Origin of the sequence: Blautia obeum ATCC 29174, from assembly GCF_025147765.1 — a bacterium.
In the GTDB taxonomy this organism is placed as follows: domain Bacteria; phylum Bacillota; class Clostridia; order Lachnospirales; family Lachnospiraceae; genus Blautia_A; species Blautia_A obeum.
This window is the reverse complement of record NZ_CP102265.1, coordinates 2,958,285-2,983,786: the sequence shown is the minus strand read 5'-3', so window position 1 is coordinate 2,983,786 and position 25,502 is coordinate 2,958,285. Positions and strand designations below refer to the sequence as shown.

The window sequence follows — 25,502 nt, the reverse complement described above, 5'->3', positions numbered from 1 at the left end:
TATGAAACCGAATGTATATCTGTATATTCTGGTGATGGCAGGCGTAACATATCTGATTCGTATGCTTCCACTGGTCCTTTTCAAAAGGGAAATCACCAGTCCGTTTGTAAAATCCTTTCTGTACTATGTGCCATATGCATGTCTTGCTGCTATGACATTTCCGGCAATCCTGACAGCAACGGCAGGCGGGATCATTTCCGGTGCGGCGGGACTCATTGTAGCACTGATCGTGGCATATCGTGAAAAGAGTCTTCTTATGGTTGCGTTGTTCGCGTGTGCAGCGGTATTTATTGTAGAGAGAATAATGGAATTTATAATGTAGAAAAAGTTCTGGTTTTGCTTTGTGCAGGGCCGGATTTTTTTTTCGAAAATAGTTAGATGAAGCAAATTTTCTTGACAAAACGGATAGCCTAAACTAACATAAGTGTAGATGCAACTAACCGATAAGGTTGGCAAAGGTATGAAAAGGAGAAACTTATGTTTTTGGAAATTCGGGATATTAAGAAATCATTTGGCACCGGGGACAGCAAAGTAGATGTTCTGAAAGGGCTGGACCTGGATATTGAAAAAGGGGAATTCTGTGTACTTCTGGGGCCGTCGGGCTCCGGTAAATCCACCTTGCTGAATATTATCGGTGGAATCGAGAACGCAGATGGTGGAAGTATTTCTATCGAAGGCGAAAAACTGGCTGATATGAAAGAAAAGAAACTTTCTCAGTACAGACGGAAACATCTTGGCTATATCTTTCAGATGTACAACCTGATTCCGAATCTGACTGTGAGGGAGAATATTGAGGTGGGTGCTTATTTAAGTGACCGGGCACTGGATGTGGATGAGCTTCTGCATACACTTGGTCTTTTTGAGCATCAGAGGAAACTTCCGAATCAGCTTTCCGGTGGACAGCAGCAGAGAACCGCGATTGGGCGTGCAATTGTAAAAAATCCGGATATTCTGCTCTGTGATGAGCCGACCGGTGCCTTGGATTACAATACTTCCAAGGAAATTCTGAAATTGATCGAAACAGTGAATCAGAAATACGGAAATACTGTGATCATGGTAACACATAATGATGCGATCAAGGACATGGCAGATCGTGTGGTAAAACTTCGAGATGGAATGATCCGTAAAAACTATCAGAACGAGCATAAGATTCCTGCGATGGATCTTGAATGGTAAGGGGGCGGTGCTATGAAGAGTCCTCTGAGAAAAAGAATTCCCCGTGAACTGAAAGGGGAGATTGGAAAATATCTGGTTGTATTCATCTTGATGGTTGCGACGATCGGTATGGTGTCCGGATTTCTGGTTGCAGATGGAAGCATGATCCAGGCATACGATGAAGGATTTGAAAAATACAATATTGAAGATGGAAATTTTCGTACCGGAGAGCGTCTGTATCGAGGACAGCGCGAGGCAATTGAAGAGGAAGGTGTCAAAATCTATGAAAACTATTATATAGAAGATTCTCTTTCAAATGGAAGCACAATGCGCTTTTTCAAGAATCGTACAGAGGTGGATAAAGTATGCCTGATGGACGGAGAATTACCGTTAGAAACCGGTGAGATCGCAATTGACCGTATGTACGCAGATAATAATTCACTGAAGATTGGAGATACTCTGGATGATGGGACAAAGTCCTGGACGATCACCGGGCTGGTTGCATTATCAGATTACAGCTGTTTGTTTCAGAGTAATAACGATTCTATGTTTGATGCTGTAAAGTTTGGAGTAGGCGTAGTGACGGATGAAGAATTTGATTCTCTGGATCAGGATAAGCTGCAATATAATTATGCATGGACCTACAATGAAAAACCGCAGACAGAACTCGAGGAAAAGAATGTTTCGGAAGATCTGATGAAGGCAATGGGAAAAGTTGTCACTTTGGAAAATTTTGTGCCGCAATATCAGAATCAGGCGATTATATTTACTGGAGATGATATGGGAAGTGACAAGGCAATGATGATCATGCTTCTCTATATCATCATCGTGATCATGGCTTTTGTATTTGGCATCACGACCAGTAATACGATTGCAAAAGAAGCTGGTGTCATCGGAACGCTTCGGGCATCCGGCTATACAAAAAATGAGCTGATCCGGCATTATATGACTCTTCCGGTGATCGTAACGCTGGTGGGCGCGCTGATCGGTAATATTTTAGGTTATACGGCATTTAAGGATGTATGTGCCGGTATGTATTATGGAAGCTACAGTCTGCCGACTTATGTGACAATCTGGAATGCAGAAGCTTTTCTTATGACGACAGTAGTTCCGGTAATAATTATGTTTGTAGTTAACTATGCGGTTCTGCATCATAAGCTGAAGCTGTCGCCGCTTAAATTTCTGCGAAGAGATCTTTCTTCCAGAAAGCAGAGACGTGCGGTTTATCTCAGCCCGCGAATGAAAATTTTTCACAGATTCCGCCTGCGCGTGATCTTTCAGAATATCAGCAATTATCTTGTCCTTTTTGTGGGGATCATATTTGCAAATCTGCTTCTGATGTTTGGCCTTCTGCTCCCGTCCGCACTGGATCATTACCAGCTGGAGATCCAGAACAATATGCTGGCAAAATATCAGTATATGCTTTCAATGCCGGTAAGTGTGATGGGGGGCAGTAATAAGCTTGAAAGTATGCTGGATATGCTGCTGTTTGCACATGACGCAGAAACAGATAATGAAGACGCAGAGGAATTCAGTGCTTACTCACTGAATACACTTCCGACCAAATACAAAAGTGAAGAAGTAACACTCTATGGCGTTCACGATGACAGCAAGTACATTGATGTGGATTTTTCAGATGGCGTGTATATTTCGAAAGCGTATGCAGATAAATTCCTGCTGAAACCGGGAGATTCGATCACACTCAAAGAAAAATATGAGGATGACGAGTATACTTTTAAAATCAGTGGAATTTATGATTATAATGGCAGTCTTTGTATTTTCATGCCACAGGAGGAATTGAATCAGACCTTTGATCTGGGTGATGATTATTTCAGCGGATATTTTAGCAACACGGAGATCACGGATATTGACAGTAGCTACATAGGTTCAGTGATCGACCTGGATGCACTGACAAAGATTTCCAGACAGCTGAGTGTTTCTATGGGAAGTATGATGGGGATGGTAAATTTATTTGCAGTTGCAATCTATATGATCCTGATATATCTTCTCTCTAAGATCATAATTGAAAAAAATGCACAGTCGATTTCGATGACGAAGATTCTTGGTTATACCAATGGTGAGATCAGCAGGCTATACATCTTGTCTACGTCGATCGTGATTGTTTTGTGCCTTCTGATCAGCCTGCCAATTGAGACTACGATCATGGAAATTCTATTCAGGGAAATGATGCTGCAGAGTATCTCCGGATGGATCGCGCTCTGGATTGACCCGATGATCTATGTACAGATGTTTGTGATCGGGCTTGTGACATATGCAGTGGTTGCACTTCTGGAATACAGAAAAATCCGAAAAGTACCGATGGGTGAGGCACTTAAAAATGCGGAGTAATAAAAAAAGTTCCCACTTTATATTGTTAACGTGCTAAATAACTGTTATAATGAGCAAATAGTGATGCAGTGAACAAAGGGAATATAAAGTGTTCACAGCGATAAATTTGTTTATAAGAGAGGGAACGATACATATGAATCAGTTGGAAGTACTTCGAGAGAGCCTTGGACAGTGTGATGAGATCGTGCTGGATGCATTACTTATGCGTAACAGAATCGTAGAAGATATCATGGCTTACAAAGAAGCAAATGATATTCCGATCCTTCAGCCGGAGCAGGAAGCAAAACAGAGAGAATGGCTGAACCGCAGAATGGAAGGCAGACGCCATAAAGATGAAGTGACTGCTGTTTTTGAAGAAATTACCAGAAACAGTAAGAGAATCCAGGCACGTAAATTGTTTGATTACAATATTGTACTGATCGGTTTCATGGGTGCAGGTAAATCTACGATTTCTGATTTCCTGCGGACAGTATTCGCAATGGAAGTTGTAGAGATGGACCAGATCATTGCCGAGAGAGAGGGAATGTCCATTTCTGATATTTTTGAGACATATGGAGAAGAGTATTTCCGTAATCTGGAGACAGAACTTCTTATAGAAATGCAGTCCAAGACCAATGTAGTTATTTCCTGTGGCGGTGGTGTGCCGATGAGAGAACGCAATGTAGTCGAAATGAAGAAGAATGGACGCGTTGTCCTTCTGACAGCTAAACCGGAGACAATCTTAAGCCGTGTCAAAGATAATCACGACAGACCACTTCTGGAAGGCAACAAGAACGTTGACTTTATTGCAGACCTGATGGAAAAACGTCGTGAGAAATACCAGGCAGCAGCTGATATTGTGATCGAGACAGATGGTAAGGATAAACTGGAAATCTGTGAAGAACTTGTTCAGAGAATCCGTGCACTTGACGCAGAAGAGTAAACAGGGGTAACATACAGCAGATTGTTGTCTGAGAATATCCCGAGACATACAGGTTGATACGAACGTAGTGAGTGACAACCTGTCAATAGCACAAAATTATTGTTTTTTTAATGAACATATCGAAAATGTCCAGATGCATGCCATCTGGATGTTTTTTTATCACAAAAATTGAAAGATATATCAAAAAACAGTCCATTTTGTTTAATATATCCATATGGTATTATAATTTCATCAAAAAGCTATACGAAATAGCTAAAGAGCAAACAAAAATGGGAGGTTTCTTTTATGAAGAAAAAATTAGTTTTAGCGATGGCAGCAACAATGGCAATCACATCTTGTGCAGTTCCGGTACTTGCAGATGATGCAGCAGCTGAAGGCGGAAAGATTGGTATCTCAATGCCAACACAGTCTCTGGAACGTTGGAACAGAGATGGTTCTTATCTGGAAGAACAGTTTAAAGCAGCTGGATATGATGTAGAGCTGACATACTCCGATAACGAAACAGACCGTCAGGTAAATGATATCCAGAACCTGATCTCCGATGGAGTTAACCTCCTGGTAATTGCAGCTATCGATGGTGAAGCACTTAATACAGTTATGGATGAAGCAGCAGATGCAGGAATCCCGGTTATCGCTTATGACCGTCTGATCAAATCCGATGCAGTTTCCTATTATATCTCCTTCGATAACTATACAGTAGGTACTCTGCAGGGCCAGTACGTAATCGATACTCTGGATCTTGACAATGCAGGTGATAAAACATATAACATCGAGTTCACAGCAGGTGACCCGGCAGATAACAATGCAGGATACTTCTTCAACGGTGCTTATGACACTCTGAAACCGTATCTGGATGCAGGCACACTGAATGTAGTTTCCGGACAGACTGATTTCGATTCCGTAGCAACAGCAGCATGGGATACACAGACAGCACTCGAGAGAATGCAGAACATCCTCGCTTCCTACTATGCAGATGGAACTCAGCTGGATGTAGCTCTTTGCTCCAATGACTCCACAGCACTCGGTGTTACACAGGCAATCGAATCTGACTATGCAGGCAAAAACGACGTTCTGATCACAGGACAGGACGGTGACGAAGCTAACCTTGCAAACATCGTAGATGGAAAACAGTCCATGACAGTTTACAAAGCAGTTGCAAACGAAGCAGTTGTTACTCTTGACCTTGCAGAAGCAATGCTGAAAGGTGACACAATTGATGATTCTCTGATCACAAACTCCAAATGGGATTTCGACTGTGCATATGATACAGAATCCTATGAAACATCTGAAGGACATAAATGCCCATCATTCCTTCTGGTTCCTACAGTTGTAACAAAAGACAACATGAAAGAAGAACTGGTTGACACAGGATACTATACACAGGACGATGACGGATATCTTCATCCAGCACAGTAAGCAGAAAAAATTGCTTAAGTAACCAATAAAACATGTAATTTGAAATTTTAGGGCGGGGTGAAGAGCCCCGCCCGGTTTTTTGAAAGGGGGCGCCATTTTGGCAGACAATATTTTAGTAATGGATCACATTACAAAAGAGTTCCCCGGTGTCAAAGCTCTGGACAATGTAAATCTTGAAGTCCAGCGAGGAGAGATTCACGCGCTGATCGGTGAAAACGGTGCGGGAAAATCCACACTGATGAACGTTTTAAGTGGTCAGTATCCATATGGAAGTTATACAGGTACAGTTACCTATGAAGGTGAGGAATGCAAGTTTAAAAACCTGAACGACAGTGAAGCGAAAGGAATCGTTATCATCCATCAGGAACTTGCGCTGATTCCGTTACTTTCTATTGGCGAGAATATGTTTCTCGGAAACGAGATTAAGAATAAAAGCGGCAGCATTGACTGGGACAGAACATACAGTGAAGCAGAAAAACACATGGCACAGGTTGGACTCCATGAATCTGCACAGACACTGATCAAAGATATCGGAACAGGTAAACAGCAGCTGGTAGAGATCGCAAAGGCATTCTCTAAGAAGGTTAAACTTCTGATCCTGGATGAGCCTACTTCATCTCTGAATGATGAAGATGCAAAGATGCTTCTGGATCTTCTGATGGAATTCAAGAAGAACGGACTGACCTCTATCATCATCACTCATAAACTGAATGAGATCATCTACTGTGCAGACCGCTGTACGATCATCCGAGATGGTACAACGATCGAGACACTGACCAAGGGTGTAGATGATTTAAGTGAAGACCGTATCATCAAAGGTATGGTTGGTCGTTCTATGGATGACCGTTATCCTACCAGAAAACATAATGTCAGCAAAGAGGTTATGCTGGAAGTAAAAGACTGGACCGTTCATCATCCACTCTATCCCGAGAAGATCGTAGATAATAAAATTAACTGTAAGGTACATAAAGGTGAGGTTGTCGGTTTCTCAGGACTGCAGGGTGCAGGACGTACCGAGTTTGCAATGTCTGTATTTGGTAAGAGCTATGGAAGCAATATTTCCGGTGAACTTTATATCAAGGGAGAAAAAGTAAATCTCAAGAATCCGCACGATGCGATCCGTCATGGTCTTGCATATGTAACAGAAGACCGTAAGACAAACGGACTGATTCTCGGAGAATCCATTCGATTTAATACAACACTTGCCAGACTTTCCAAAGTCTGTGAGAAAGGTGTCGTCAATACAGATATGGAAGTTCATCTGGCAGATGAGATGACAAAGGAAATGGGAACCAAGACTCCTTCCAATGAGCAGAAAATCGGTAACCTTTCCGGTGGTAACCAGCAGAAAGCTCTGCTTGGTAAGTGGATGTTTACAGAACCGGATATCCTGATTCTGGATGAACCTACACGAGGTATCGATGTAGGTGCAAAATATGATATCTACTGCCTGATCAACAAGATGGTAGAAGATGGAAAATCAGTCATTATGATTTCTTCTGAAATGCCGGAACTTCTCGGTATGTGTGACCGAATCTATGTTATGAGTGAAGGCCGTCTGGCTGGTGAATTTACAGCGGAAGAGGCAACTCAGGAACGTATTATGGCTTCGATCATGCAGGAACAGAATAAAAAATAAGAAATAGTGACTGAACAGTTACTGGGAAAGGGGTAAAAAAATGAAATTTAATGTAAAAGATTTCTTAAGAAAGTATACAATGGTCATTGCACTGGTGATCGTATTTATCCTGTTCTGTGGATTGACAAACGGAAGACTCCTGTATGCACAGAACATGTCAAACTTAATGCTTCAGAATGGTTATGTTCTCGTTCTTGCCTGTGGTATGTTATTATGTATCCTGACAGGTGGTAACATCGACCTTTCTGTTGGTGCTGTAATCTGCCTGGTTGGTGGTCTTGCAGCAGTACTTATCAGCAACAAGGGAATGAACCCATATCTGACCATCATCATCTGCCTGGTTGTTGGCCTTCTGGTAGGTATCTGGCAGGGTTACTGGATCGGTTACAAACGTATTCCTCCATTCATCACAACGCTTGCTGGTATGTTCATCTTCCGTGGATTTGGACGTCTGATTCTGGACAACAAAACTGTTTCTATCCAGAACAAAGATTTCCTGAAAGTATTTACTTCTTATATTAATATTCCTGGATTGGATGACACTGCAAACTATTCAGCACTGATCGTTGGTATTGTTGTTGCTGTATATGTAATCTTCAGTGTAGTTCGTTCCAGAGCAAACAAAGCAAAAAGAGGATATCGTCAGAATACAGCATTTTCTGATTACAGCAAAGCTGTTATCATCGCAGTAGTTATCCTCTGGTACTGCTATAAACTGTTCCAGTACAAAGGTATCTCCGTAATGTTCATCTGGGTAGTTGCAATCTGCCTGATCTACAACTTTATTACATCCAAAACAGCATTTGGACGTTACTTCTACGCAATTGGTGGTAATGAGAAAGCTACACAGCTTTCCGGTATTGATACAAACAAAGTTTACTTCATTGCATATGTAAACATGGGACTTCTTGCAGGTCTTGCAGGTCTTCTCTGTGCAGCACGTGTAGGTTCTGTAAATGGTAGCACAGGTACTTCCTTCGAGATGGATGCGATCGGCTCCTGTTTCATCGGTGGTGCTTCCGCATACGGCGGCAGCGGTACTGTAGGTGGTGTTGTAATCGGTGCACTTCTCCTTGGTGTTATCAACATGGGTATGTCAATCATGGGTATCGGTGATTCCTGGCAGTATGTAGTAAAAGGTGCCGTACTTCTGATCGCAGTAGTATTCGATGTATTATCCAACAGAAAGAATGGATGATAGAAGCAGATAACAAATCAATAAAATGAATGATGAGGGTCATTGCGTGTAACGCAATGGCCCTTTTTATAACTGGATATGAAATGGACAACAACACTTTTGCACTATGGAGTGGAATATGTTACACTGATATCTGATAAAAATAAACAGAAAGAATGAAAGCTATGAAGAAATTTACACTGACAGTTTTTTGCATCCTGGCAGGCTGCATCTTTTTTCTTTCCGGTATCTGGATTTATTTTCAGAAAAGTCTGGACAGAGTAGAGCTTGGAGAAGGAGAGCATGCGGCAAGCTATCAGAGACATTATCTGATGATCTCCAATGATAAAGATACTGGTATGTGGCAATCGGTTTATGAGAGTGCATCCAAGGAAGCAGAAGAGAAAGATGCGTATGTAGAACTTCTTTCTCCTGAACAGATGAACGGCTATTCTCAGGCAGACTGTCTGAAAATCGGAATTGCTTCCCAGGTGGATGGAATCATTCTGGAAGCGGATGGAAGTAAAGAAGAGCAGCATCTGATCAATGAAGCATTGAAGGAAAAAATCCCTGTAGTAACGGTTATGACGGATGATACTGCAACAGGCAGGATCAGTTTTGTCGGCTTAAACAGTTATCAGACGGGAAGTGCTTACACAGAGCAGATTAGCGGCATGCTGAAAGCGCAGGGAACTACCAGTGTCATGTTTCTTTCTACATCCAGTTCCAAGACACAGGAGACGAATCTTGTCTATTCGCAGGTCAAAAAGGAACTGGAGGCACAGAAAAAAACAGGCCAGTCTGTAGACCTGACGGAATACTGTGTAGACAGCAGTGCAGATTTTGATACAGAAGAATTTGTACGTGACATGTTTGTAAATGATGAAAATCTACCTGACGTTCTGGTATGTATGGACGAAGTTGTGACAGAGTGTGTTTATCAGGCACTGATCGATTATAACCAGGTAGGTAATGTCAAAGTGATCGGATTCTACTATTCAGATGTGATTCTGGATGCCATCGATAAGGAAATCATTTCTTCTGCGATTGCTCTGGATATGGACGAGATTGGCCGATACAGCGTCAATGCACTGGATGAGTATCTGTCACTTGGACATAGTAATAACTATTATAGTGTAAACCAGCATGTGATCACAAAGGAGAATACAAAGGATTACAGGACGGAGGATGAGAAATGAGACAGGGAAAAGAGATATCTTCCGTAAAAAACTCTATACAGACCCGACTGAGCGGAGTTATGCTTCTGGTTCTTGTGTTTGCGCTGGGAATCAATGTGTTTATCTTTAAGCAGATTCATACAGCGGTTACAAGAATTGATGCAGTCTTTTCCAGTAATACGGCTGTGAATGAACTCTCGGAATCGCTGGAGCAGGTAGAGAGTACGGTTTATGAATATTTAAATACCAAGAGCACACAGGCTCTGGAAAATTATTATCGTTATGAACAGAATTACAAGAATCTGATCGAAGAACTGAATGACCGAAATCTGGATAATGAAGTGAAAATGCTGGAAAAAAATATCCGGAGAATGTCAGAAAGTTATCTGGAACAGACAAATGAGACGGTTCAGGCAAAACGAGGAAGAAATGTAGAAAAATACAAAACTTCCTACGAAGATGAAAATGAGCTTTATGAATATATCAATGTCTATATTTATAAGCTGAATAATTTACGATTTAAAACGAACTCGGCAAATTACCAGCTGCTGCTCTTAGCAATGAATGTACTCTATAAACTCTGTATTTTCGTTATGCTGGTTGTATATGCACTTGGTCTTGCAGTCACAACGCTTCTTGTCCGTAATATGATCCGTCCACTTACAGCATTGTCCAATACAGCGCATGAAGTTGCAAAGGGTAACTTAAATGTACCTCAGCTTCCGGTAGTTGTTGAAGATGAGGTTGGTGTTGTAACACGAAGTTTTAACCAGATGCTGGAAAGTATCCGGCAGAATATTGAGCAGCTTAAGGAAAGCATGGAACGTCAGGCACAGATGAAGGAACGGGAGCTTCTTATGGAAACCCATCTGAAGGAGGCTCAGCTGAAATACCTTCAGGCGCAGATCAATCCACATTTTTTGTTTAACAGTCTGAATGCAGGTGCACAGCTTGCCATGATGGGGGATGCGGATAATACAGGAATTTTTCTTGAAAAGATGGCAGATTTTTTCCGTTATAATGTACGTAAGATGGAAGAAGACGCCATGCTCTGGGAGGAGATTGGGGCGGTAGATAACTACATTTATATCCTGAATGTCCGTTTTGCCGGAGATATCACCTATATTAAGGAAGTGGATGAAGGTATTGATAATATTCGTATTCCGAGTATGATTCTGCAGCCACTGGTTGAAAATGCAGTGCAGCATGGAATTCATGACTGTATGGAAACGGGATGGATCCGTATGGAAATTCACCGAAATGGTGAGATGTTGGATGTTACAGTAAGCGACAATGGTGCGGGAATGACAGAAGAAATGATAGCCAGGGTTATGGCCGGACGCGCAGATCAGAATGAAGAAGACCGTTTTTCCACGGGAATTGCTGTTCGGAATGTAATTGACAGACTACAGCTGTATTATAAAGAAGAAAATTTGTTTACGATTGAAAGTGACGGACCAGGGAAAGGGACCAGAGTTCATATCATCCTTCCTGTGTATAAAGATGAACTGGAATGAGAATAATGTGGAAATATTGCATAACAAAGGGGAGACAGAAGAATGTATCGAATTTTAGTTGCAGATGATGAAGGAATCATGCTGGAAGCCTTTAAGAATGTTATATCCAGTACATTTGGGGATTCATGTATCGTAGAAACTGCCAAAACAGGAAGAGCCGTAACAGAGATCGCGGAGACTTTTCATCCGGATATCGTATTTATGGATATTCATATGCCTGGTATTAATGGAATACAGGCTATGCGAGAAATAAGAAAATTTAATACAACAGCTCTGTTTTATGTTGTATCGGCCTATGACAAATTCGATTATGCAAAAGAAGCAATTGATCTGGGAGTCGAGCGATATCTGACAAAGCCAATCTCAAAGGCCAAGATCATTGCAGCAGTGGAAGAGGCCACAGCAAAAGTTGATACAAAAAGAAATCAGCGAAGTAACCTTCTGAGAATACAGGAAAAACTGGAAACAGTCATTCCGGTCGTAGAAAACAGTTTTGTTGGAAGCCTTCTTTTCCAACAGGAGATGCAGGTGGCAGACTATTACCAACAGCTTCTGGATATTGAGGAAAAACAGGGCTATGTTATGATCATTCAGTTTGGACAGTCTTATGAGAATGGAAGGCTGGTAAGCCCGGTTGGAATGAATGTTAAGGCACAGGACTTTTATGCGGAATTGAGAGATATCGTAAAATCTTCTTTTTCCTGTGCAGTGGGATCGATCATGTCCAATCGTATTCCAATCGTGGTTCCGTGTGCACTGTCTGAGAATCCATATGAAGAAAGAATCGATCTGGTTGAACAGGCACGAAGCCTGATTACCCGATTAGAAGATCGTATCGAAGCGAAATTTCGTGTCGGAATCGGAAGAGTACGGGAAATGCAGGAGATGGAGCGCTCTTATCGTGAGGCACTGCGTGCATTGAATGGAAGCAAGAGCCGTGTGATACATATCGAAGATCTTTCCCAGAATGGTGTGTATGATGAGGAATTTCCGGTAGAGATGGAAAAAAATATTTTCCGTTATCTGGAAGAGGGAAAAGAAAAAGAATGTATCCAGGAGATAAATGTGTTTTTTGACTGGATGGTGGCACATTATGCAGACGACATGAATAACATCCGGCTGAAGACCCTGGAATATATTATCTGGGGTGAGAAAAAGCATTTGAAGCAGGCGCGATCAATTATGGATTTAGCTATCGACGCGATTATCTTGATGCAGCCATGGCATGTACAGGGTATGAAGAACTGCGAAAATGGTTTCTGGACAAGATGGTGAATGCCTGCCGCGCAATCCGGGATCAGAAGGAAGACCAGTCCAATTCTGCTGCAAAGAAAGCGATGCTGTATATCCAGGAGAATTATAATAAAGACATCTCATTGGATGATGTATCTGGCATTGTAAATATCAGCCCTTATTACTTCAGCAAGATCTTTAAAGAAGAGACCGGAGAAAACTTTATTGAATATGTGACGAAGGTGCGGATAGAAAAAGCTAAGGAATTTTTGGCTCAGCCGGATATCAGTATTAAAGAAGCCGGGATCCGGAGTGGTTATACAGATCCGAATTATTTCAGCAGGATTTTTAAGAAACAGACAGATATGACACCAAGTGAATATAAAACGAGGTATGGAAAATGAAAAAGAAAACAGGCATTTTTCTTATAATCGGGATAGTGCTTGCACTGATGCTTACAGGATGTGGAAAGCAGAGTGTGGAGACGGAAACAGCACATACAACAGAAGAGGATAAACTGCAGATTGGACTTAGCTTTGATTCTTTTGTAATTGAACGATGGCTGCGTGACCGTGATATGTTTGTGTCTACAGCGCAGAGTCTTGGGGCAGAAGTAAATGTGCAGGTGGCCGGAGGAGAAGTGGAGGAACAGATTTCTCAGATTGAGTACTTCATCCAGAAAAAAATGGACGTGATCATTATTATACCAATTGATGGCGATGCATTATATGATGTGGTAAAAGAAGCAAAAAGCAAAGGAATCTGTGTAATCTGCTATGACCGTATCATTCCCAATGTAAATGCGGATCTGTATATTACGATCGACAATGAGATGGTTGGAACACTGATGGGTGAAGCCCTGAAAAAAGCTTGCCCGGATGGCGGAAATATCTTTGCGATTTATGGATCACCGACAGATAAAAATGTTGAGGAAGTTGAGAAGGGATTTAAAGATGCACTGGTGGATAGTAAGCTTAATATCGTTTACTCCGGTTATTGTGATAACTGGCTTGCAGAAATAGCGGAAACTCATGTAAACAAGGGGCTGGAAGTGACGGATGATATTGTTGGTGTTATGTGTGGTAATGACGATCTGGCAAGTCAGGTAGTTAAAGTTTTGTCCGAAAACCGCCTTGCCGGACAGGTCGCTGTTGTCGCACAGGATGCAGAACTGGCTGCATGCCAGCGTATTGTAGAAGGAACCCAGACCATGACGGTGTATAAGCCGATCGAGCAGGAGGCATCTACGGCGGCGACACTGGCAGTGATGCTTGGAAATGGGGAGGATATCGGGTCAGCTGACTGTGAATACCCTGTTACCGAGACGACCAATGATGGAGAATATGAGATTCCGTATTATAAGATCACGCCGGTGGCTGTGACGAAAGAGAATATGGATGAAGTGGTCATAGATGGAGGGTTCCATACACATGAGGATGTATACCTTAATGTGAAATAATGAGAAAGTCACAGTATAAAATATAAACTAATTACGTCTCATAGCTGTTCTTACAGGCTAGTTCAAAGATCTGGAAGTACTAAGAGAAGATAATTCTACAAAAACCACTTCGAAAAATGTCAAACTCGCTGTCGCTCAGACAGTGCCATTTTTCGAAGCAAAGTAGAATTCTCTTCACTAAGTACTTCTGACAGATCTTTTCAGGCCTGTATAAAACAGATAGGATACGTAATTTTACATCTCAGCGCTGGTATTATTCTTTATCCATATATGTTTCATAAATCTCCGGCTTGATCACTTTCTTAATCGAATCATACACGCCTTTGGATGCCTCGCGGATCTCTTTACGTGTCTCATCGGACAGGGTAATGATCTGTGTACCGCTTTCTTCGATGGTTGCAATTTTATCTGCAATACGTGCATCGGACTGTTCTCTTGCGTATTCTGTTGCAAGTTGTGCGGCTTCTGTCATGATATCCTGTTCATTCTCCGGAAGATCTTTGAAGAAATCATCGTTGACGATCAGAGAGATCAGATGCGGAAGATGATTGGTCTCGACCACATAATCCTGCTGTTCATATAAGTTGTTGGAAACGATAACTTCATATGGATTTTCCTGCGCATCGATCGTATGCTGTTGAAGACCGATATAAACCTCACTGAAACTCATTGGAGTCGGGTTTGCACCGAGTGCCTTCCAGAATGCCAGATGATAACTGTTTTCCATAGTACGGATCTTCTGACCTTTAAAGTCTGCAAAGCTATTGACTGGTTTGTTTGTGCTCATGACACGGAAGCCCTGGTCAGCCATACCGAGAAGATGATAGCCGCCGTTTGTATAAACATCACTGATCAGGCTGTAGAATTCCGGGTCATCGATCTTCTTACGACAGTCGTCGAGAGAATCAAAAACACATGGAAGATCAAAGACTGCCAGATCACTCATGAAAGAAACCTGAGGTGCAGTATTCTGTACGACAAATGGGATATCTCCATCTGAGCAGGTTTCAAGCAGGTCGCGGTCACCACCGAGTGTGGAGTTCGCGTATACCTGGATCTTCATTTTGCCATCGCTTAAATCTGCGACTTCCTCGGCAAACTTTTCTGCAAAGATCTGTGTAACAGTGTCTTCCGGGCTGGCGGTTGCCAGTGGCCAGGAATAGCGTTGTACTTCATCTTCAGAAGAAGTACCACATCCTGTAAGGGCAATGCTCAAAGCACCAGCCACAGTCAGCACCGGGAGCATACGGAGGATGTGACGCTTTTTCTTATCGGATGTATTGCATGTAGTAAATTTTTTCATGTCTTTCCTCCTATAAGATTCCGATAGAGATTGCCGGTATGAAAGTGATCAGGAGTAGCGCTGCCAGGAAAAATGCGATCATTGGCAGGGCTTTTTTTGCAATCTGCATAACCGGCACATCTGTCAGTGAACTTGCAACGAACAGATTGACTCCGATTGGTGGAGTTACAAATCCGATGGCAAGGTTGACAACCATGATTACACCAAATTGGATTGGATTCATACCGATAGCCTGCACGATCGGAAGCAGGATCGGTGTCAGAATCAGGATTGCCGGTGTGGTATCCATGACCATTCCTACGATCAGTAGGAAGAGATTAATGATCAGCAGGATTGCAACCGGACTGTGGAAATTGTTCAGGATAAATTCGCTGACGGTCTGCGGTACCTGCATCAGAGTCAGTACTCTGGAGAAGGCAGTAGAGGCTGCCAGGATGAACAGGATTGGTGTAAAAGTACGGATCGCTTCTACAAGGATCGGCCAGATATCACGGAGCTTAATGCTCTTGTATACGAACAGACTGATGATCAGGGCATAAAATACGGAGATAACAGCAGCTTCTGTCGGAGAAGCAACACCTGTGTAGATACATCCGAGAATGATGACCGGGCTTAACAGTGCAAAGAAGCTTTCTTTGAGCACTTTCAGAAGCCCTTTGTCATGAAGCATCTGTACCTCTGCATGGATTTTTTCTTTGTCTTCACCGTAGCGTTTGCAGTGATAGATCGCATAGAGCATGAGCAGGGCTCCGATCATGAGTCCTGGGATAATTCCGGCAAGGAACAGATCGCTGACAGACGCACCGGAGGCCATGCCGTACATGATGAATGGAATACTAGGCGGAATGATAACACCGAGTCCACCAGCCACTGCAACGATTGCAGTAGAAAATGTCAGATCATAACCAAGATTGGACAAGATTGGAATCGTCATACTTCCAACAGCAGCAACCGTTGCCGGAGCAGAACCGGAGATCGCACCGTAAAAAAGGCAGGTGACGATTACGGCACATGGCATACCAGCAGTGAATTTGCCAAGAAAATAGGCAAAAACATCAAACAGCTTTTTGGAAATACCGCCCTTGGCCATGATGATACCGGAAAGGACAAACATTGGAACTGCCAGGAGCGGGAAGGAGTCCAGACCGCCAAACATGGCACGAATCAGATATTTGGCACCAACAGTAAAGGACGGATCAAACACAGACGGAAGAACAGATGTGATTCCAAGGGTGATGGATACCGGAACTGCGATGACCAGTAAGACAACAAAGATAATAAATAAAACTACAACTGGCATTTAGTGTTCCTCCTCATTTGAATTTTTGATCGTGTTGATGCGGTTATCGATTCCTGATTCCAGAGCAGATTCGTTATGGGATTCTGCATTTGCCTGGATAAAGGATTCTGGGGTATTGCGTTCCGGATGTGCCGGGTCAAATACATTTTCACCTCTTGCAACACGGAACTCAATGATCCAGCGCTGCAGGACACGGAATGTGACCAGTACAAAAGAAACCAGAGGTGCGGCCTGTACATAGTACATCGGAATGCCGCATGCCGGTGAAAGCTGTCCGCTGTGAACAGAAGACATCATATAAGAATAAGCAAACGGAATCATGTAAATAAAAAAGATTAGCTCGAAGGTGTGATTCACTACTTTGAAGATTGCTTTTCCGCGGCGTGGAAAAATTGCGACAAATTGCTCGATCTTAATAGAAAGGCATTTTTTGCTGCAGTAGCTTACACTCAAGAATCCACACCAGATGAAGAGATATCTGGTAAGTTCTTCGGACCAGGACAGGGACATTCCAAGAACATATCTGCAGAATACCTGAATTCCCATGATCAGTGTCATGGCAATCAGGAAGATGACCAGGATAAATTCTTCGAGATTCTCGTCCAGCCAGTGAAGTATTTTTTTCATGAAGGACCTCCCTTAAAATAAGTATAGATGGTAATGTAACTGTAACAGTTCAACGCTTTGCAGTTATAAAAACACCGATATTTCTATTTTAAATAAAAATACCGGTGTTTTCAAGAAGTAAATATATTATATGTTACATTGCATTGTGAAGAAGTCCAAGGACTGTATTCAGATCATTTACTCCCATCTGTCCCGGTGCAGATGCTTTCTTAGCGGCACCGAATGTCATGGAAGAACCAAATACTTCACCGCAGAGACGGCTGATGACGCCGGTACCTGCCATAGACATGGTGATGATCGGCCTGTCAGCATAATTTGTTGTCATTTCCTCTGTTGCAGCCAGAAGAGTCAGAACATCCTTTTTGTTCTGTGGCATAACGGCAATCTTTGGAATATCTGCATTCATATCCTGCATCTTGCGGAGACGATAGATGATATCGGTCTTTGCAGGAGTTTTGAAGAAGTCATGGTTGGAAGCGATAACCTTAACACCTGCTGCATGAGCTCCGTCGATGATCTTTTTAACGATCTCATCACCTGTGAAGATCTCTACGTCAACCAGATCTACATATCCGGTCTGAGCTGCTTTGATGTTGAGCTCTGCATAAGCATCCGGCTCGATTGCTTTCTCGCCGCCCTCTTTAGAAGTACGGAAAGTCATGAGAAGTGGGATGTTACCAAGAACTGTACGAAGGTCTTTCAATACATCTTCAACCTTTGCAAAATCAAAAACACCTTCAAACCAGTCTGCACGCCACTCAACAACATCAACTGGGATAGAATCAAAAGTTTTGGCTTCTTCAATGATATCTTCTTTTGTAATACCAACGATCGGAACGATGATTTTCGGTGCACCTGCACCGATTTCGATATCACGGATTTTAACTGTATTCATGATGAGTTTCCTTTCTATTATATAATGATTACGACGGGTTCCAAGTCCAGATGCCTTATCGTGCAAGCACGAACAGCTATTGGACTTTTCGCCCCTGGTTCTCATTTTAGTTCTCAGCTTCTGCGAGTTCAACCATTTTTTTGTAACGGATGTTTACAAACAGACCAAGTACAACACCAACTGCTGTAAGTACGATGTTCATGATCATAACCTGAGATGGCTGCATTTTGGATGCTGCTGTCAGGATCGTGTAGTTACACAGAGAGGATGCGATCATAACCAGAGCAGTTACCGTACCTTTGATCTTAGGGAAGAGCATGTTGCATACAGAGGTAGCAATCTGGAGCAGTCCACCTGCACCTGCCCAACCGATGATGAATGCACCGGCGATCATCAGTGTCTGGTTCTGGCCTGTCAGAACAACGATCAGTGTTGCCAGACAGATAACCGGATAGATTACAATAAAACGAACATCTTTGATCTTTCTTGTGAGGAGTGCTGTCACAACAAGTGCGATCAGTGTTCCTGCGGAATAATAAGTCTGCATGATAGACGGGTCAGTCCAGCCTACATTTTCTTTTGCAAAGTTCTGTGCACAGTTCAGCCACAGCTGGAAAGTACCTGTACATGTGAATCCGATCAGGATCATTGCGATAGATTCGAAGGAGAAGTGTGTGTGTTTCAGGCTGTCGATAAGTCCTTCTTTCTTACCAGCTGCTTTCTGGTCTGCATCTGGAAGTGGGAACAGGAATACCAGTACGAAGAGTACGAGGTAGATGATTCCACATCCGAAGAACAGATGGTTGTAGGAAGTAAGTCCTGCAGCTGTTGTAGCTACGGTTGCACCGAGTACGAATGGAAGCAGCATCTGGGCGATCGCGATGAAGAATTTAATTCCCATGGTTGCAACGCCAGGAGCTTTGTAGATGATCTCGGCAACTGCCGGATAGATACCAGTGTCAAGGAATGAGTTTGCGATACCGCCGATGATCGCACATACATAAGCAATTGTGTAACCGCCGCTTGTGCCTGCATTAAATGCAAGAGCAAGACCGATCAGGTAGATTGCATAAGAAGCACTGCCGATCGCTGTGGAAATGCGACGTCCAAGTTTGTCTGAAAGAGGACCGGCAAATGGAAGGGCAATCAGTCGTCCAAGTCCAAGAGCAGCAGAGATCGCTGTGATCGCCATTGCCTCAACGCCCCATGCGGTAGCGAGAGCGTCTTTGATAACAGCCTGTCCCAGAATAGAGCATCCAACACCGTGGATGAAGTAGTTTAAGTACAAAATCAATGCACTTGGCAGGTATTTTTTGTTCATGTTATTCTCCTTTTCCTAAAGTAATTGTGCTGTTACTGTTCACGGGTAACTGTGAACGGAGTGAACAGTAGTTTTCTTCGGTTTTCTTTTTGTTCTGTCACAAACATCAGAAATGCCGGGTTACATTGTGTTAAAAAAATAACATTTGATTGTATTGTAACAGGAACAATGCATGTAGTCTAATGCTTTTAAAGTGGAAAACTAATGCATTGAATGCATTAATATGGTATAATAACTGATAAATTTTAGCTATTTATATAAGGAAGGAAAATAGGAAAGATCAGGTTGCTGTAGATGGTACAAACAGTAACGGGTAATTCTGTAGAATAAGAGGTATATTATACAGGAGGAGAAGGTAATGACACTAAATCAGATTCTGTATTTTCAGAAAGTAGCAAGACTGGAAAATTATCATCAGGCAGCAGAAGAACTGTATATCTCACAGCCGTCCCTGAGCCGCTCGATGGCAGTACTGGAAAGCGAACTTGGGGTAGCTTTATTTGAAAAAAAAGGCAGGGGAGTGACACTGACCAAGGCAGGACAGCTTTTTCTGGAGCATGCAGACCGGATCGCAGCAGACTGCGATGTGGCAGTGGGTAAAATGCAGGAGCTTTCTGCGGATGGCGGCAAAATTGATATCGGTTATATTTTTCCGCTTGCGGGCCATTATATTCCGCATAAAGTGAGAGAATTCCTGAATAAAGAAGAGAATAAGAATGTGGTCTTTAATTTCTGGCAGAATCATACACCGGCAATCGCTGCGAAGGTGCGTACCGGAGAACTGGATATCGGATTTGGTGGTTATCTGAAAAAAGAGGATATGGAATTTTTTCCACTCAGTGCACAGGAGCTGGTGATCATTACACCAAAGAAGCATCCGCTTGCCGGAATCCGGGAAGTGCCACTTTCAGAGATGAATCATTATCCCGTGATTGGTTATGAGAAAGAATCCTGGATGGGAACGTACGCAAAATATTTATACAGAAAATACCAGATCGAACCAAATACGATCGTAGAATGTCCGGATGAATATTCTATCGTGTCTTTGGTAAGAGAGAACTTCGGAATTGCCCTGATGCCACAGACAGATATTCTTTTGGATGCAGATGGTATCAATATCCACAAATTAAAGGGTTTGCAGATTTATCGTCAGGTGTTTATGTTCTGGATGAAAGACCGTTATCGTCTGCCGGCTGTAGAGCGTTTTATCAATTATATGAAGGAGCAGCAGGCAGAAGATGCGAATGATACCGAAAACGTATCAAAAGTTTATCTGAAAGATATTGTTAATTTTTAATACAAAGAGTTATGATAATTGTGTCACAAACAAAGGATTGCCACTCATGTGAATATCATATTTTATTATTTATGAATGAATAGGAGATTATTTCATGAAGAGTGATTACCCAAAGATTTTTGAACCAATTACGATTAAAAGAACGACTATTAAAAACCGTATTGCAATGACTCCGATGGGAACCAACTACGGTGAAACAAGCGGTGAGATGAGTAACCGTCATATGAATTACTACTCACTTCGTGCAAAAGGCGGCACAGGTCTTATCATTCTGGAGAATGCCAACATCGAGTATCCGGCAGGCTCTAATGGTACAAGTCAGATCCGTATCGACCATGACAGTTTTATGCCACGTTATTATCAGCTCGTAGAAAACCTTCATAAAAATGGTGCGACTGTAGCAATTCAGGTAAACCATGCCGGAGCATCTGCTTCTTCCGCAAGAACCGGAATGGAAACCGTTTCTTCTTCAAACATCCCGACAAAGGTCGGCGGAGAAGTTCCGCGTCCGATGACAAAAGAAGAAATCCTTACAACTGTTAAAAAATATGGAGAGGCTGCAAAGCGTGTCCAGGCAATTGGATTTGATGCAATCGAGATCCACTGCGGACATTCTTATCTGATGAGCCAGTTTATCTCTCCTTATTATAATAAGAGAACAGACGAGTTCGGAGGTTCTGTAGAAAACCGTCTTCGTTTCCCACGTATGGTACTCGAAGAGGTCCGTAAAAATGTAGGACCATGGTTCCCGATCATCGTTCGTATCTCTGCTGAAGAAAGAGTACCGGGTGGAAACACTCTGGAAGATACACTGGAATATCTGGAATATCTGGATGAGTTCGTAGATATGTATGATGTTTCCTGTGGACTGAATCCGTCTCTTCAGTACCAGATCGACTCCAACTTCCTTCCGGATGGCTGGAGATCCTATATGGCAAGAGCCGTAAAAGACAAATTTAAGAAACCGGTCATCAATGCTGGTAACTATCGTGATCCGAAGATCGTTGAGAAAGTTCTCGAAAGTGGGGATGTGGACATCGTCGGAATGGGACGTGGTCTGATCGCAGAGCCGAATTGGGTTAAGAAAGTCGAGAACGGAGAAGAAGATATTCTTCGTAAATGTATTTCATGTAATGTTGGATGTGCAGGAAACCGTATCGGCGTAAACCGTCCGATCCGTTGTACCGTCAACCCGGCTGTACCGGAAGGCGATATTTATAAAGCACTCAAAGTCAACAAAAACTGCAATGTTGTAGTAGTAGGTGGCGGAACAGCCGGACTGGAAGCAGCATGTACAGCTGCTGAAGTTGGATGTAATGTTTTTGTTCTGGAGAAAAAAGATCACCTTGGCGGTCTTTCTACATTTATTTCTGATCTTCCGAGCAAGACTCGTATGAAAGATTTCCCGAAATATCTGGAAGCTCGTGCAGCCAGACTGAAAAATCTTTATGTTTTCCTGAATACAGAAGCAACTGTTGAGAAAGTAAAACAATTCAAACCGGACATCGTTGTAAATGCAACGGGTTCCGTACCGCTTGTACCTCCGATCAAAGGCCTTAAAGAAAACATCGAAGCCGGAAATGTGGCTACGATCTTTGATATGATCAACAACCTGAATGCAGGAAAATACCCGGATGAAGCCTGTCAGGGCAAAAAAGTCGTTGTAGTCGGCGGTGGATCTGTCGGACTTGACGTGATTGAATATTTTGCACCTCGCGGAGCAGAGTGTACGATCATCGATATGCTTCCTCAGATCGGTATGCTTGCAGATCCGATCACCAAATGTTCCATGCGTGAGACACACGATAAGTATGGTGTTAAGGAATATGTAAACACAGCACTTCAGGAAGTAAAAGAAAATGCATTCACAGTAAAACTTCCGGATGGTCAGATCAAGGATATGGAATTCGATCTTGGCTTCAACTGCCTTGGAATGCGTTCTAACAATCCGGTACTTCCGGGACTTGAAGAGGCATTTAAAGATACAGAAACTTATGTATATACAATTGGTGATTCTGTACGTGCCCGCCGTATTATGGAAGGTACCATGGAAGGTCGTGCGATCCTGAACGTGCTTGAATCTCAGGGTTATCTGCACTTAGAGCCACTTGAATAAATGATACTAAGGGAGCAAAGATCCAAGTCGTTGGTATCAGAATATATATAATTTCATTAAAAGAAAAGAGGAAAAAATCATGCCAAACATTACAGGACATACAGAATTAGTAGGATTAATGGCTTACCCGATCCGTCACACACAGTCACCGACAACTCACAACCTCGCATATGACAAAAACGGCGATGATGTTATTCAGCTTGCATTTGAAGTAGATAATGATTCCCTGAAAGATGCTGTTCAGAGTATCCGTGCGCTTAAAATGCTTGGTTCCAACATCTCCATGCCGAACAAAACAGTTGTTCACAAATATCTGGACGAAGTTGATGAAGCTGCCAAATTATGCGGTGCCATCAACACAGTTGTAAACATGCGTGATGAAAACGGACAGGTTACAGGAAAACTCAAAGGCTACAACACTGACGGTATGGGATACTGGCAGGGACTCAAAGAAGAAGGCATTGATTTTAAAGGAATGAAGATGGTCCTGATCGGAACCGGCGGAGCTGCAACAGCAATCGCAGTACGCGGAGCTCTTGACGGAATCGCTGAGATTGAAATCTTCAACATCAAAGATAAATTCTATAGCCGTGGAGAAGAAATCGTTGACCTGATCAACAAGAACACAAACTGCAAAGCTACAATGAACGATCTTGCAGATCATGATCTCCTCAAAGAAAAAATGCATGCAGCAGACCTGTTCTGTGATGCAACAGGTGTAGGAATGCATCCACTCGAAGACCTTTCCAATATCCCGGATCCTTCTTTCTTCAAGAAAGACCTGATCGTAACAGATACAGTTTATGCACCACGCGAAACAGTTATGATGAAGCAGGCCAAAGAAGCAGGATGTGAAAGAGTTTACAATGGTATGAGCATGATGCTGTTCCAGGCTCTGATTGCAATCAAACTTTACACTGGAAAAGATACTCCGGTAGACTACATGAAAGAAAAACTTGGAATCTGATCAGTAAAGACCGATTCTGAATAAGCTTATAAAGGACTGTGCACTGACGCATTGCGCGACGGTGTGCAGTTTTTTTATTATTATGGAAAAAACGGACAAAAACGTTAAAAATGCTGAGAAAAAACGGACAAAATAAGCAAAAAAACATTGGAAAAACGGACAAAAATATTGTTATATAATTGGAAATGTGGCATACTATATGTAGCGGAAGCGCAAAATAGCCTGAATAAAAGGGAGTGAGAGCAATGTTATACAGGGAAATTGAAGAAAAAATTAAGGATTTTTTTCAGACAGAAAAAAAGTCCGCGTTAATGATAACAGGGGCAAGACAGGTTGGCAAAACATACTGTATCAGAGAATTTGCAAAAGAAAATTTCCCATATGTCATAGAAATTAACTTTCTTGAAATGCCATCAGCGGTTACACTTTTTGAAAATGCTTCAGACAGCAGAGACATTTTGCTTCGTATATCGGCGTTAACAGATGTTCCAATGGAAAAAGGAAAGACCTTGATATTTTTTGATGAGGTGCAGGAATGCAAAGAAATTGTTACTGCGATTAAATTTCTTGTGGAAGAAGGTAGCTTTCGATATATTTTAAGTGGTTCACTTCTGGGAGTAGAATTGAAGGATATTCGTTCCATTCCAGTAGGATATATGTCCATTTATGAAATGTTTCCGATGAATTTTTTTGAATTTTGCAGAGCAAATCGCGTTTCACAGAGAGTAATGGACAATCTGCAGAAATGTTTTGAAGAAAGAACGCCGATTGATCCATTGATTCATGAGAAAATGATGGAATTATTTCGATTGTATCTGATTGTGGGTGGAATGCCGGCTGCTGTACAGAGATACTTAGATACAAACAATCTGAATGAAGTTATGCAGGTGCAGAAGGGAATCATTCAGCTTTACAAGAAAGATATATCGCGATATGATCCGGAGCACAAATTGTATCTTGAAGAAATCTTTCAGCTGATTCCGAGCGAATTGAACAGCAAAAATAAACGATTTATTTTGAAAAATCTGAATGAAAATTTTAAGTTTTCAAGATACGAAAATAGTTTTATATGGTTGAAGGAGGCTGGAGTTGCACTGCCAACCTATTGTGTTCAGGAACCGGAAATTCCGTTGCTTCTGTCAAAATCGACAAACCTGTTCAAGTTATTTTTATCAGATGTAGGTTTGCTGGCTGCAATGTATGCCGATGGTCTGCAGATCAGAATACTGAATAAAGAAGTGGATATCAATTTTGGCTCCATTTATGAAAATGCAGTGGCACAGGAACTTTACGCTCATGGTTTTGAACTTTACTATTTTAACAGTAAAAAACAGGGAGAGCTTGATTTTGTGATAGAATATGAAGGATATCCGCTTCCGATAGAAGTGAAATCCGGAAAAAACTATATGAGACATCCGGCTTTAAATAATGTCATGCAGAATAAGTCATACGAGATCAAACAGGCAATCGTATTATGTAATGAAAACATTGAAATGAAAGATCAGATTTTTTACTGTCCGATTTACCTGGCGGGTCTGTTAAAAAAGAGAACAATTCCGGAAGATTATATATATAGCCCGGATTTTAGCATATTGCAATAGTTTTTGAGTAATGAGGAAAAGAAGAGGAGA

21 protein-coding genes are annotated in these 25,502 nt (G+C 42.1%); 16 read left to right on the top strand and 5 right to left on the bottom strand.

Annotated elements, in window-relative coordinates; genetic code table 11:
* The first annotated feature begins 1 nt into the window (after window position 1).
* The 12 genes from NQ503_RS14395 to NQ503_RS14340 all read left to right on the top strand — a co-directional run bounded on the left by NQ503_RS14395 (window position 2) and on the right by NQ503_RS14340 (window position 14,045).
* A complete protein-coding gene (locus NQ503_RS14395) occupies window positions 2-322 on the top strand; it encodes an AzlD domain-containing protein (protein WP_005428080.1) in 321 nt (106 codons plus the stop codon).
* Window positions 323-477: 155 nt separating this feature from the next.
* Complete coding sequence (locus tag NQ503_RS14390; RefSeq protein WP_005428079.1) at window positions 478-1,176, top strand: ABC transporter ATP-binding protein; 699 nt, start codon at window positions 478-480, stop codon at window positions 1,174-1,176.
* Between the two features lie 12 nt (window positions 1,177-1,188).
* Window positions 1,189-3,504: an ABC transporter permease gene (locus NQ503_RS14385; RefSeq protein WP_005428077.1), complete on the top strand. Its 2,316-nt coding sequence runs from the start codon at window positions 1,189-1,191 to the stop codon at window positions 3,502-3,504.
* Window positions 3,505-3,637: 133 nt separating this feature from the next.
* Window positions 3,638-4,426: a shikimate kinase gene (locus NQ503_RS14380; RefSeq protein ID WP_005428076.1), complete on the top strand. Its 789-nt coding sequence runs from the start codon at window positions 3,638-3,640 to the stop codon at window positions 4,424-4,426.
* A 285-nt stretch (window positions 4,427-4,711) separates the two neighbouring features.
* Window positions 4,712-5,842, top strand: a complete 1,131-nt coding sequence (locus NQ503_RS14375; protein WP_005428070.1) for a substrate-binding domain-containing protein — start codon at window positions 4,712-4,714, stop codon at window positions 5,840-5,842.
* Between the two features lie 97 nt (window positions 5,843-5,939).
* Entirely contained in the window at window positions 5,940-7,481 is a 1,542-nt protein-coding gene (locus NQ503_RS14370) for a sugar ABC transporter ATP-binding protein (protein ID WP_022389106.1), read from the top strand.
* A 40-nt stretch (window positions 7,482-7,521) separates the two neighbouring features.
* A complete protein-coding gene (locus tag NQ503_RS14365) occupies window positions 7,522-8,679 on the top strand; it encodes an ABC transporter permease subunit (RefSeq protein ID WP_005428066.1) in 1,158 nt (385 codons plus the stop codon).
* 164 nt (window positions 8,680-8,843) lie between these two features.
* Window positions 8,844-9,857 carry a substrate-binding domain-containing protein gene (locus NQ503_RS14360; RefSeq protein ID WP_117627650.1) on the top strand — a complete coding sequence of 338 codons (1,014 nt, stop codon included), beginning with the start codon at window positions 8,844-8,846 and terminating at the stop codon, window positions 9,855-9,857.
* Complete coding sequence (locus NQ503_RS14355; RefSeq protein ID WP_005428062.1) at window positions 9,854-11,353, top strand: histidine kinase; 1,500 nt, start codon at window positions 9,854-9,856, stop codon at window positions 11,351-11,353. Before NQ503_RS14360 ends, NQ503_RS14355 begins: the two co-directional genes overlap by 4 nt.
* Before the next feature lie 42 nt (window positions 11,354-11,395).
* Entirely contained in the window at window positions 11,396-12,628 is a 1,233-nt protein-coding gene (locus tag NQ503_RS14350; protein WP_005428060.1) for a response regulator, read from the top strand.
* Window positions 12,574-12,990: a helix-turn-helix domain-containing protein gene (locus NQ503_RS14345; RefSeq protein ID WP_242650199.1), complete on the top strand. Its 417-nt coding sequence runs from the start codon at window positions 12,574-12,576 to the stop codon at window positions 12,988-12,990. Before NQ503_RS14350 ends, NQ503_RS14345 begins: the two co-directional genes overlap by 55 nt.
* A complete protein-coding gene (locus NQ503_RS14340) occupies window positions 12,987-14,045 on the top strand; it encodes a sugar ABC transporter substrate-binding protein (protein WP_005428056.1) in 1,059 nt (352 codons plus the stop codon). Before NQ503_RS14345 ends, NQ503_RS14340 begins: the two co-directional genes overlap by 4 nt.
* Before the next feature lie 253 nt (window positions 14,046-14,298).
* On the opposite strand, the gene NQ503_RS14335 is transcribed toward NQ503_RS14340, so the two are convergent.
* From NQ503_RS14335 to NQ503_RS14315, 5 genes are all read right to left on the bottom strand, one after another.
* On the bottom strand, window positions 14,299-15,348 hold the full coding sequence (locus tag NQ503_RS14335; protein WP_005428054.1) for a TRAP transporter substrate-binding protein: 1,050 nt from the start codon (window positions 15,346-15,348) through the stop codon (window positions 14,299-14,301).
* A 10-nt stretch (window positions 15,349-15,358) separates the two neighbouring features.
* The gene (locus NQ503_RS14330) at window positions 15,359-16,648 is read right to left on the bottom strand and encodes a TRAP transporter large permease (protein WP_005428052.1); all 1,290 of its coding nucleotides are present in this window, start codon (window positions 16,646-16,648) and stop codon (window positions 15,359-15,361) included.
* Complete coding sequence (locus NQ503_RS14325; RefSeq protein ID WP_055055365.1) at window positions 16,649-17,275, bottom strand: TRAP transporter small permease; 627 nt, start codon at window positions 17,273-17,275, stop codon at window positions 16,649-16,651. It lies immediately after the preceding gene.
* A gap of 133 nt (window positions 17,276-17,408) precedes the next feature.
* A complete protein-coding gene (aroD, locus tag NQ503_RS14320) occupies window positions 17,409-18,170 on the bottom strand; it encodes a type I 3-dehydroquinate dehydratase (RefSeq protein ID WP_005428046.1) in 762 nt (253 codons plus the stop codon).
* A gap of 106 nt (window positions 18,171-18,276) precedes the next feature.
* The gene (locus NQ503_RS14315) at window positions 18,277-19,491 is read right to left on the bottom strand and encodes an MFS transporter (RefSeq protein WP_005428044.1); all 1,215 of its coding nucleotides are present in this window, start codon (window positions 19,489-19,491) and stop codon (window positions 18,277-18,279) included.
* 358 nt (window positions 19,492-19,849) lie between these two features.
* Here NQ503_RS14315 and NQ503_RS14310 point away from each other — a divergent pair, with 358 nt between their 5' ends.
* The 4 genes from NQ503_RS14310 to NQ503_RS14295 all read left to right on the top strand — a co-directional run bounded on the left by NQ503_RS14310 (window position 19,850) and on the right by NQ503_RS14295 (window position 25,472).
* On the top strand, window positions 19,850-20,788 hold the full coding sequence (locus NQ503_RS14310; RefSeq protein WP_005428043.1) for a LysR family transcriptional regulator: 939 nt from the start codon (window positions 19,850-19,852) through the stop codon (window positions 20,786-20,788).
* A 94-nt stretch (window positions 20,789-20,882) separates the two neighbouring features.
* Window positions 20,883-22,904 (top strand): oxidoreductase, encoded by a 2,022-nt coding sequence (locus NQ503_RS14305; RefSeq protein ID WP_005428041.1) that lies wholly within the window; start codon window positions 20,883-20,885, stop codon window positions 22,902-22,904.
* A 76-nt stretch (window positions 22,905-22,980) separates the two neighbouring features.
* Entirely contained in the window at window positions 22,981-23,871 is an 891-nt protein-coding gene (locus NQ503_RS14300; RefSeq protein WP_334290520.1) for a quinate/shikimate dehydrogenase, read from the top strand.
* A gap of 245 nt (window positions 23,872-24,116) precedes the next feature.
* Complete coding sequence (locus NQ503_RS14295) at window positions 24,117-25,472, top strand: ATP-binding protein (protein ID WP_005428036.1); 1,356 nt, start codon at window positions 24,117-24,119, stop codon at window positions 25,470-25,472.
* Window positions 25,473-25,502: the final 30 nt, after the last annotated feature.

Bases quoted from the DNA above. Each gene is read 5' to 3' on its own strand.
- NQ503_RS14380 (WP_005428076.1), top strand. From the start codon at position 3,638: ATGAATCAGTTGGAAGTACTTCGAGAGAGCCTTGGACAGTGTGATGAG.
- NQ503_RS14385 (WP_005428077.1), top strand. From the start codon at position 1,189: ATGAAGAGTCCTCTGAGAAAAAGAATTCCCCGTGAACTGAAAGGGGAG.
- NQ503_RS14315 (WP_005428044.1), bottom strand. From the start codon at position 19,491: ATGAACAAAAAATACCTGCCAAGTGCATTGATTTTGTACTTAAACTAC.
- NQ503_RS14395 (WP_005428080.1), top strand. From the start codon at position 2: ATGAAACCGAATGTATATCTGTATATTCTGGTGATGGCAGGCGTAACA.
- NQ503_RS14330 (WP_005428052.1), bottom strand. From the start codon at position 16,648: ATGCCAGTTGTAGTTTTATTTATTATCTTTGTTGTCTTACTGGTCATC.
- aroD (WP_005428046.1), bottom strand. From the start codon at position 18,170: ATGAATACAGTTAAAATCCGTGATATCGAAATCGGTGCAGGTGCACCG.
- NQ503_RS14335 (WP_005428054.1), bottom strand. From the start codon at position 15,348: ATGAAAAAATTTACTACATGCAATACATCCGATAAGAAAAAGCGTCAC.
- NQ503_RS14310 (WP_005428043.1), top strand. From the start codon at position 19,850: ATGACACTAAATCAGATTCTGTATTTTCAGAAAGTAGCAAGACTGGAA.
- NQ503_RS14360 (WP_117627650.1), top strand. From the start codon at position 8,844: ATGAAGAAATTTACACTGACAGTTTTTTGCATCCTGGCAGGCTGCATC.
- NQ503_RS14305 (WP_005428041.1), top strand. From the start codon at position 20,883: ATGAAGAGTGATTACCCAAAGATTTTTGAACCAATTACGATTAAAAGA.
- NQ503_RS14375 (WP_005428070.1), top strand. From the start codon at position 4,712: ATGAAGAAAAAATTAGTTTTAGCGATGGCAGCAACAATGGCAATCACA.
- NQ503_RS14340 (WP_005428056.1), top strand. From the start codon at position 12,987: ATGAAAAAGAAAACAGGCATTTTTCTTATAATCGGGATAGTGCTTGCA.
- NQ503_RS14355 (WP_005428062.1), top strand. From the start codon at position 9,854: ATGAGACAGGGAAAAGAGATATCTTCCGTAAAAAACTCTATACAGACC.
- NQ503_RS14350 (WP_005428060.1), top strand. From the start codon at position 11,396: ATGTATCGAATTTTAGTTGCAGATGATGAAGGAATCATGCTGGAAGCC.
- NQ503_RS14295 (WP_005428036.1), top strand. From the start codon at position 24,117: ATGTTATACAGGGAAATTGAAGAAAAAATTAAGGATTTTTTTCAGACA.
- NQ503_RS14345 (WP_242650199.1), top strand. From the start codon at position 12,574: ATGGCATGTACAGGGTATGAAGAACTGCGAAAATGGTTTCTGGACAAG.
- NQ503_RS14365 (WP_005428066.1), top strand. From the start codon at position 7,522: ATGAAATTTAATGTAAAAGATTTCTTAAGAAAGTATACAATGGTCATT.
- NQ503_RS14390 (WP_005428079.1), top strand. From the start codon at position 478: ATGTTTTTGGAAATTCGGGATATTAAGAAATCATTTGGCACCGGGGAC.
- NQ503_RS14325 (WP_055055365.1), bottom strand. From the start codon at position 17,275: ATGAAAAAAATACTTCACTGGCTGGACGAGAATCTCGAAGAATTTATC.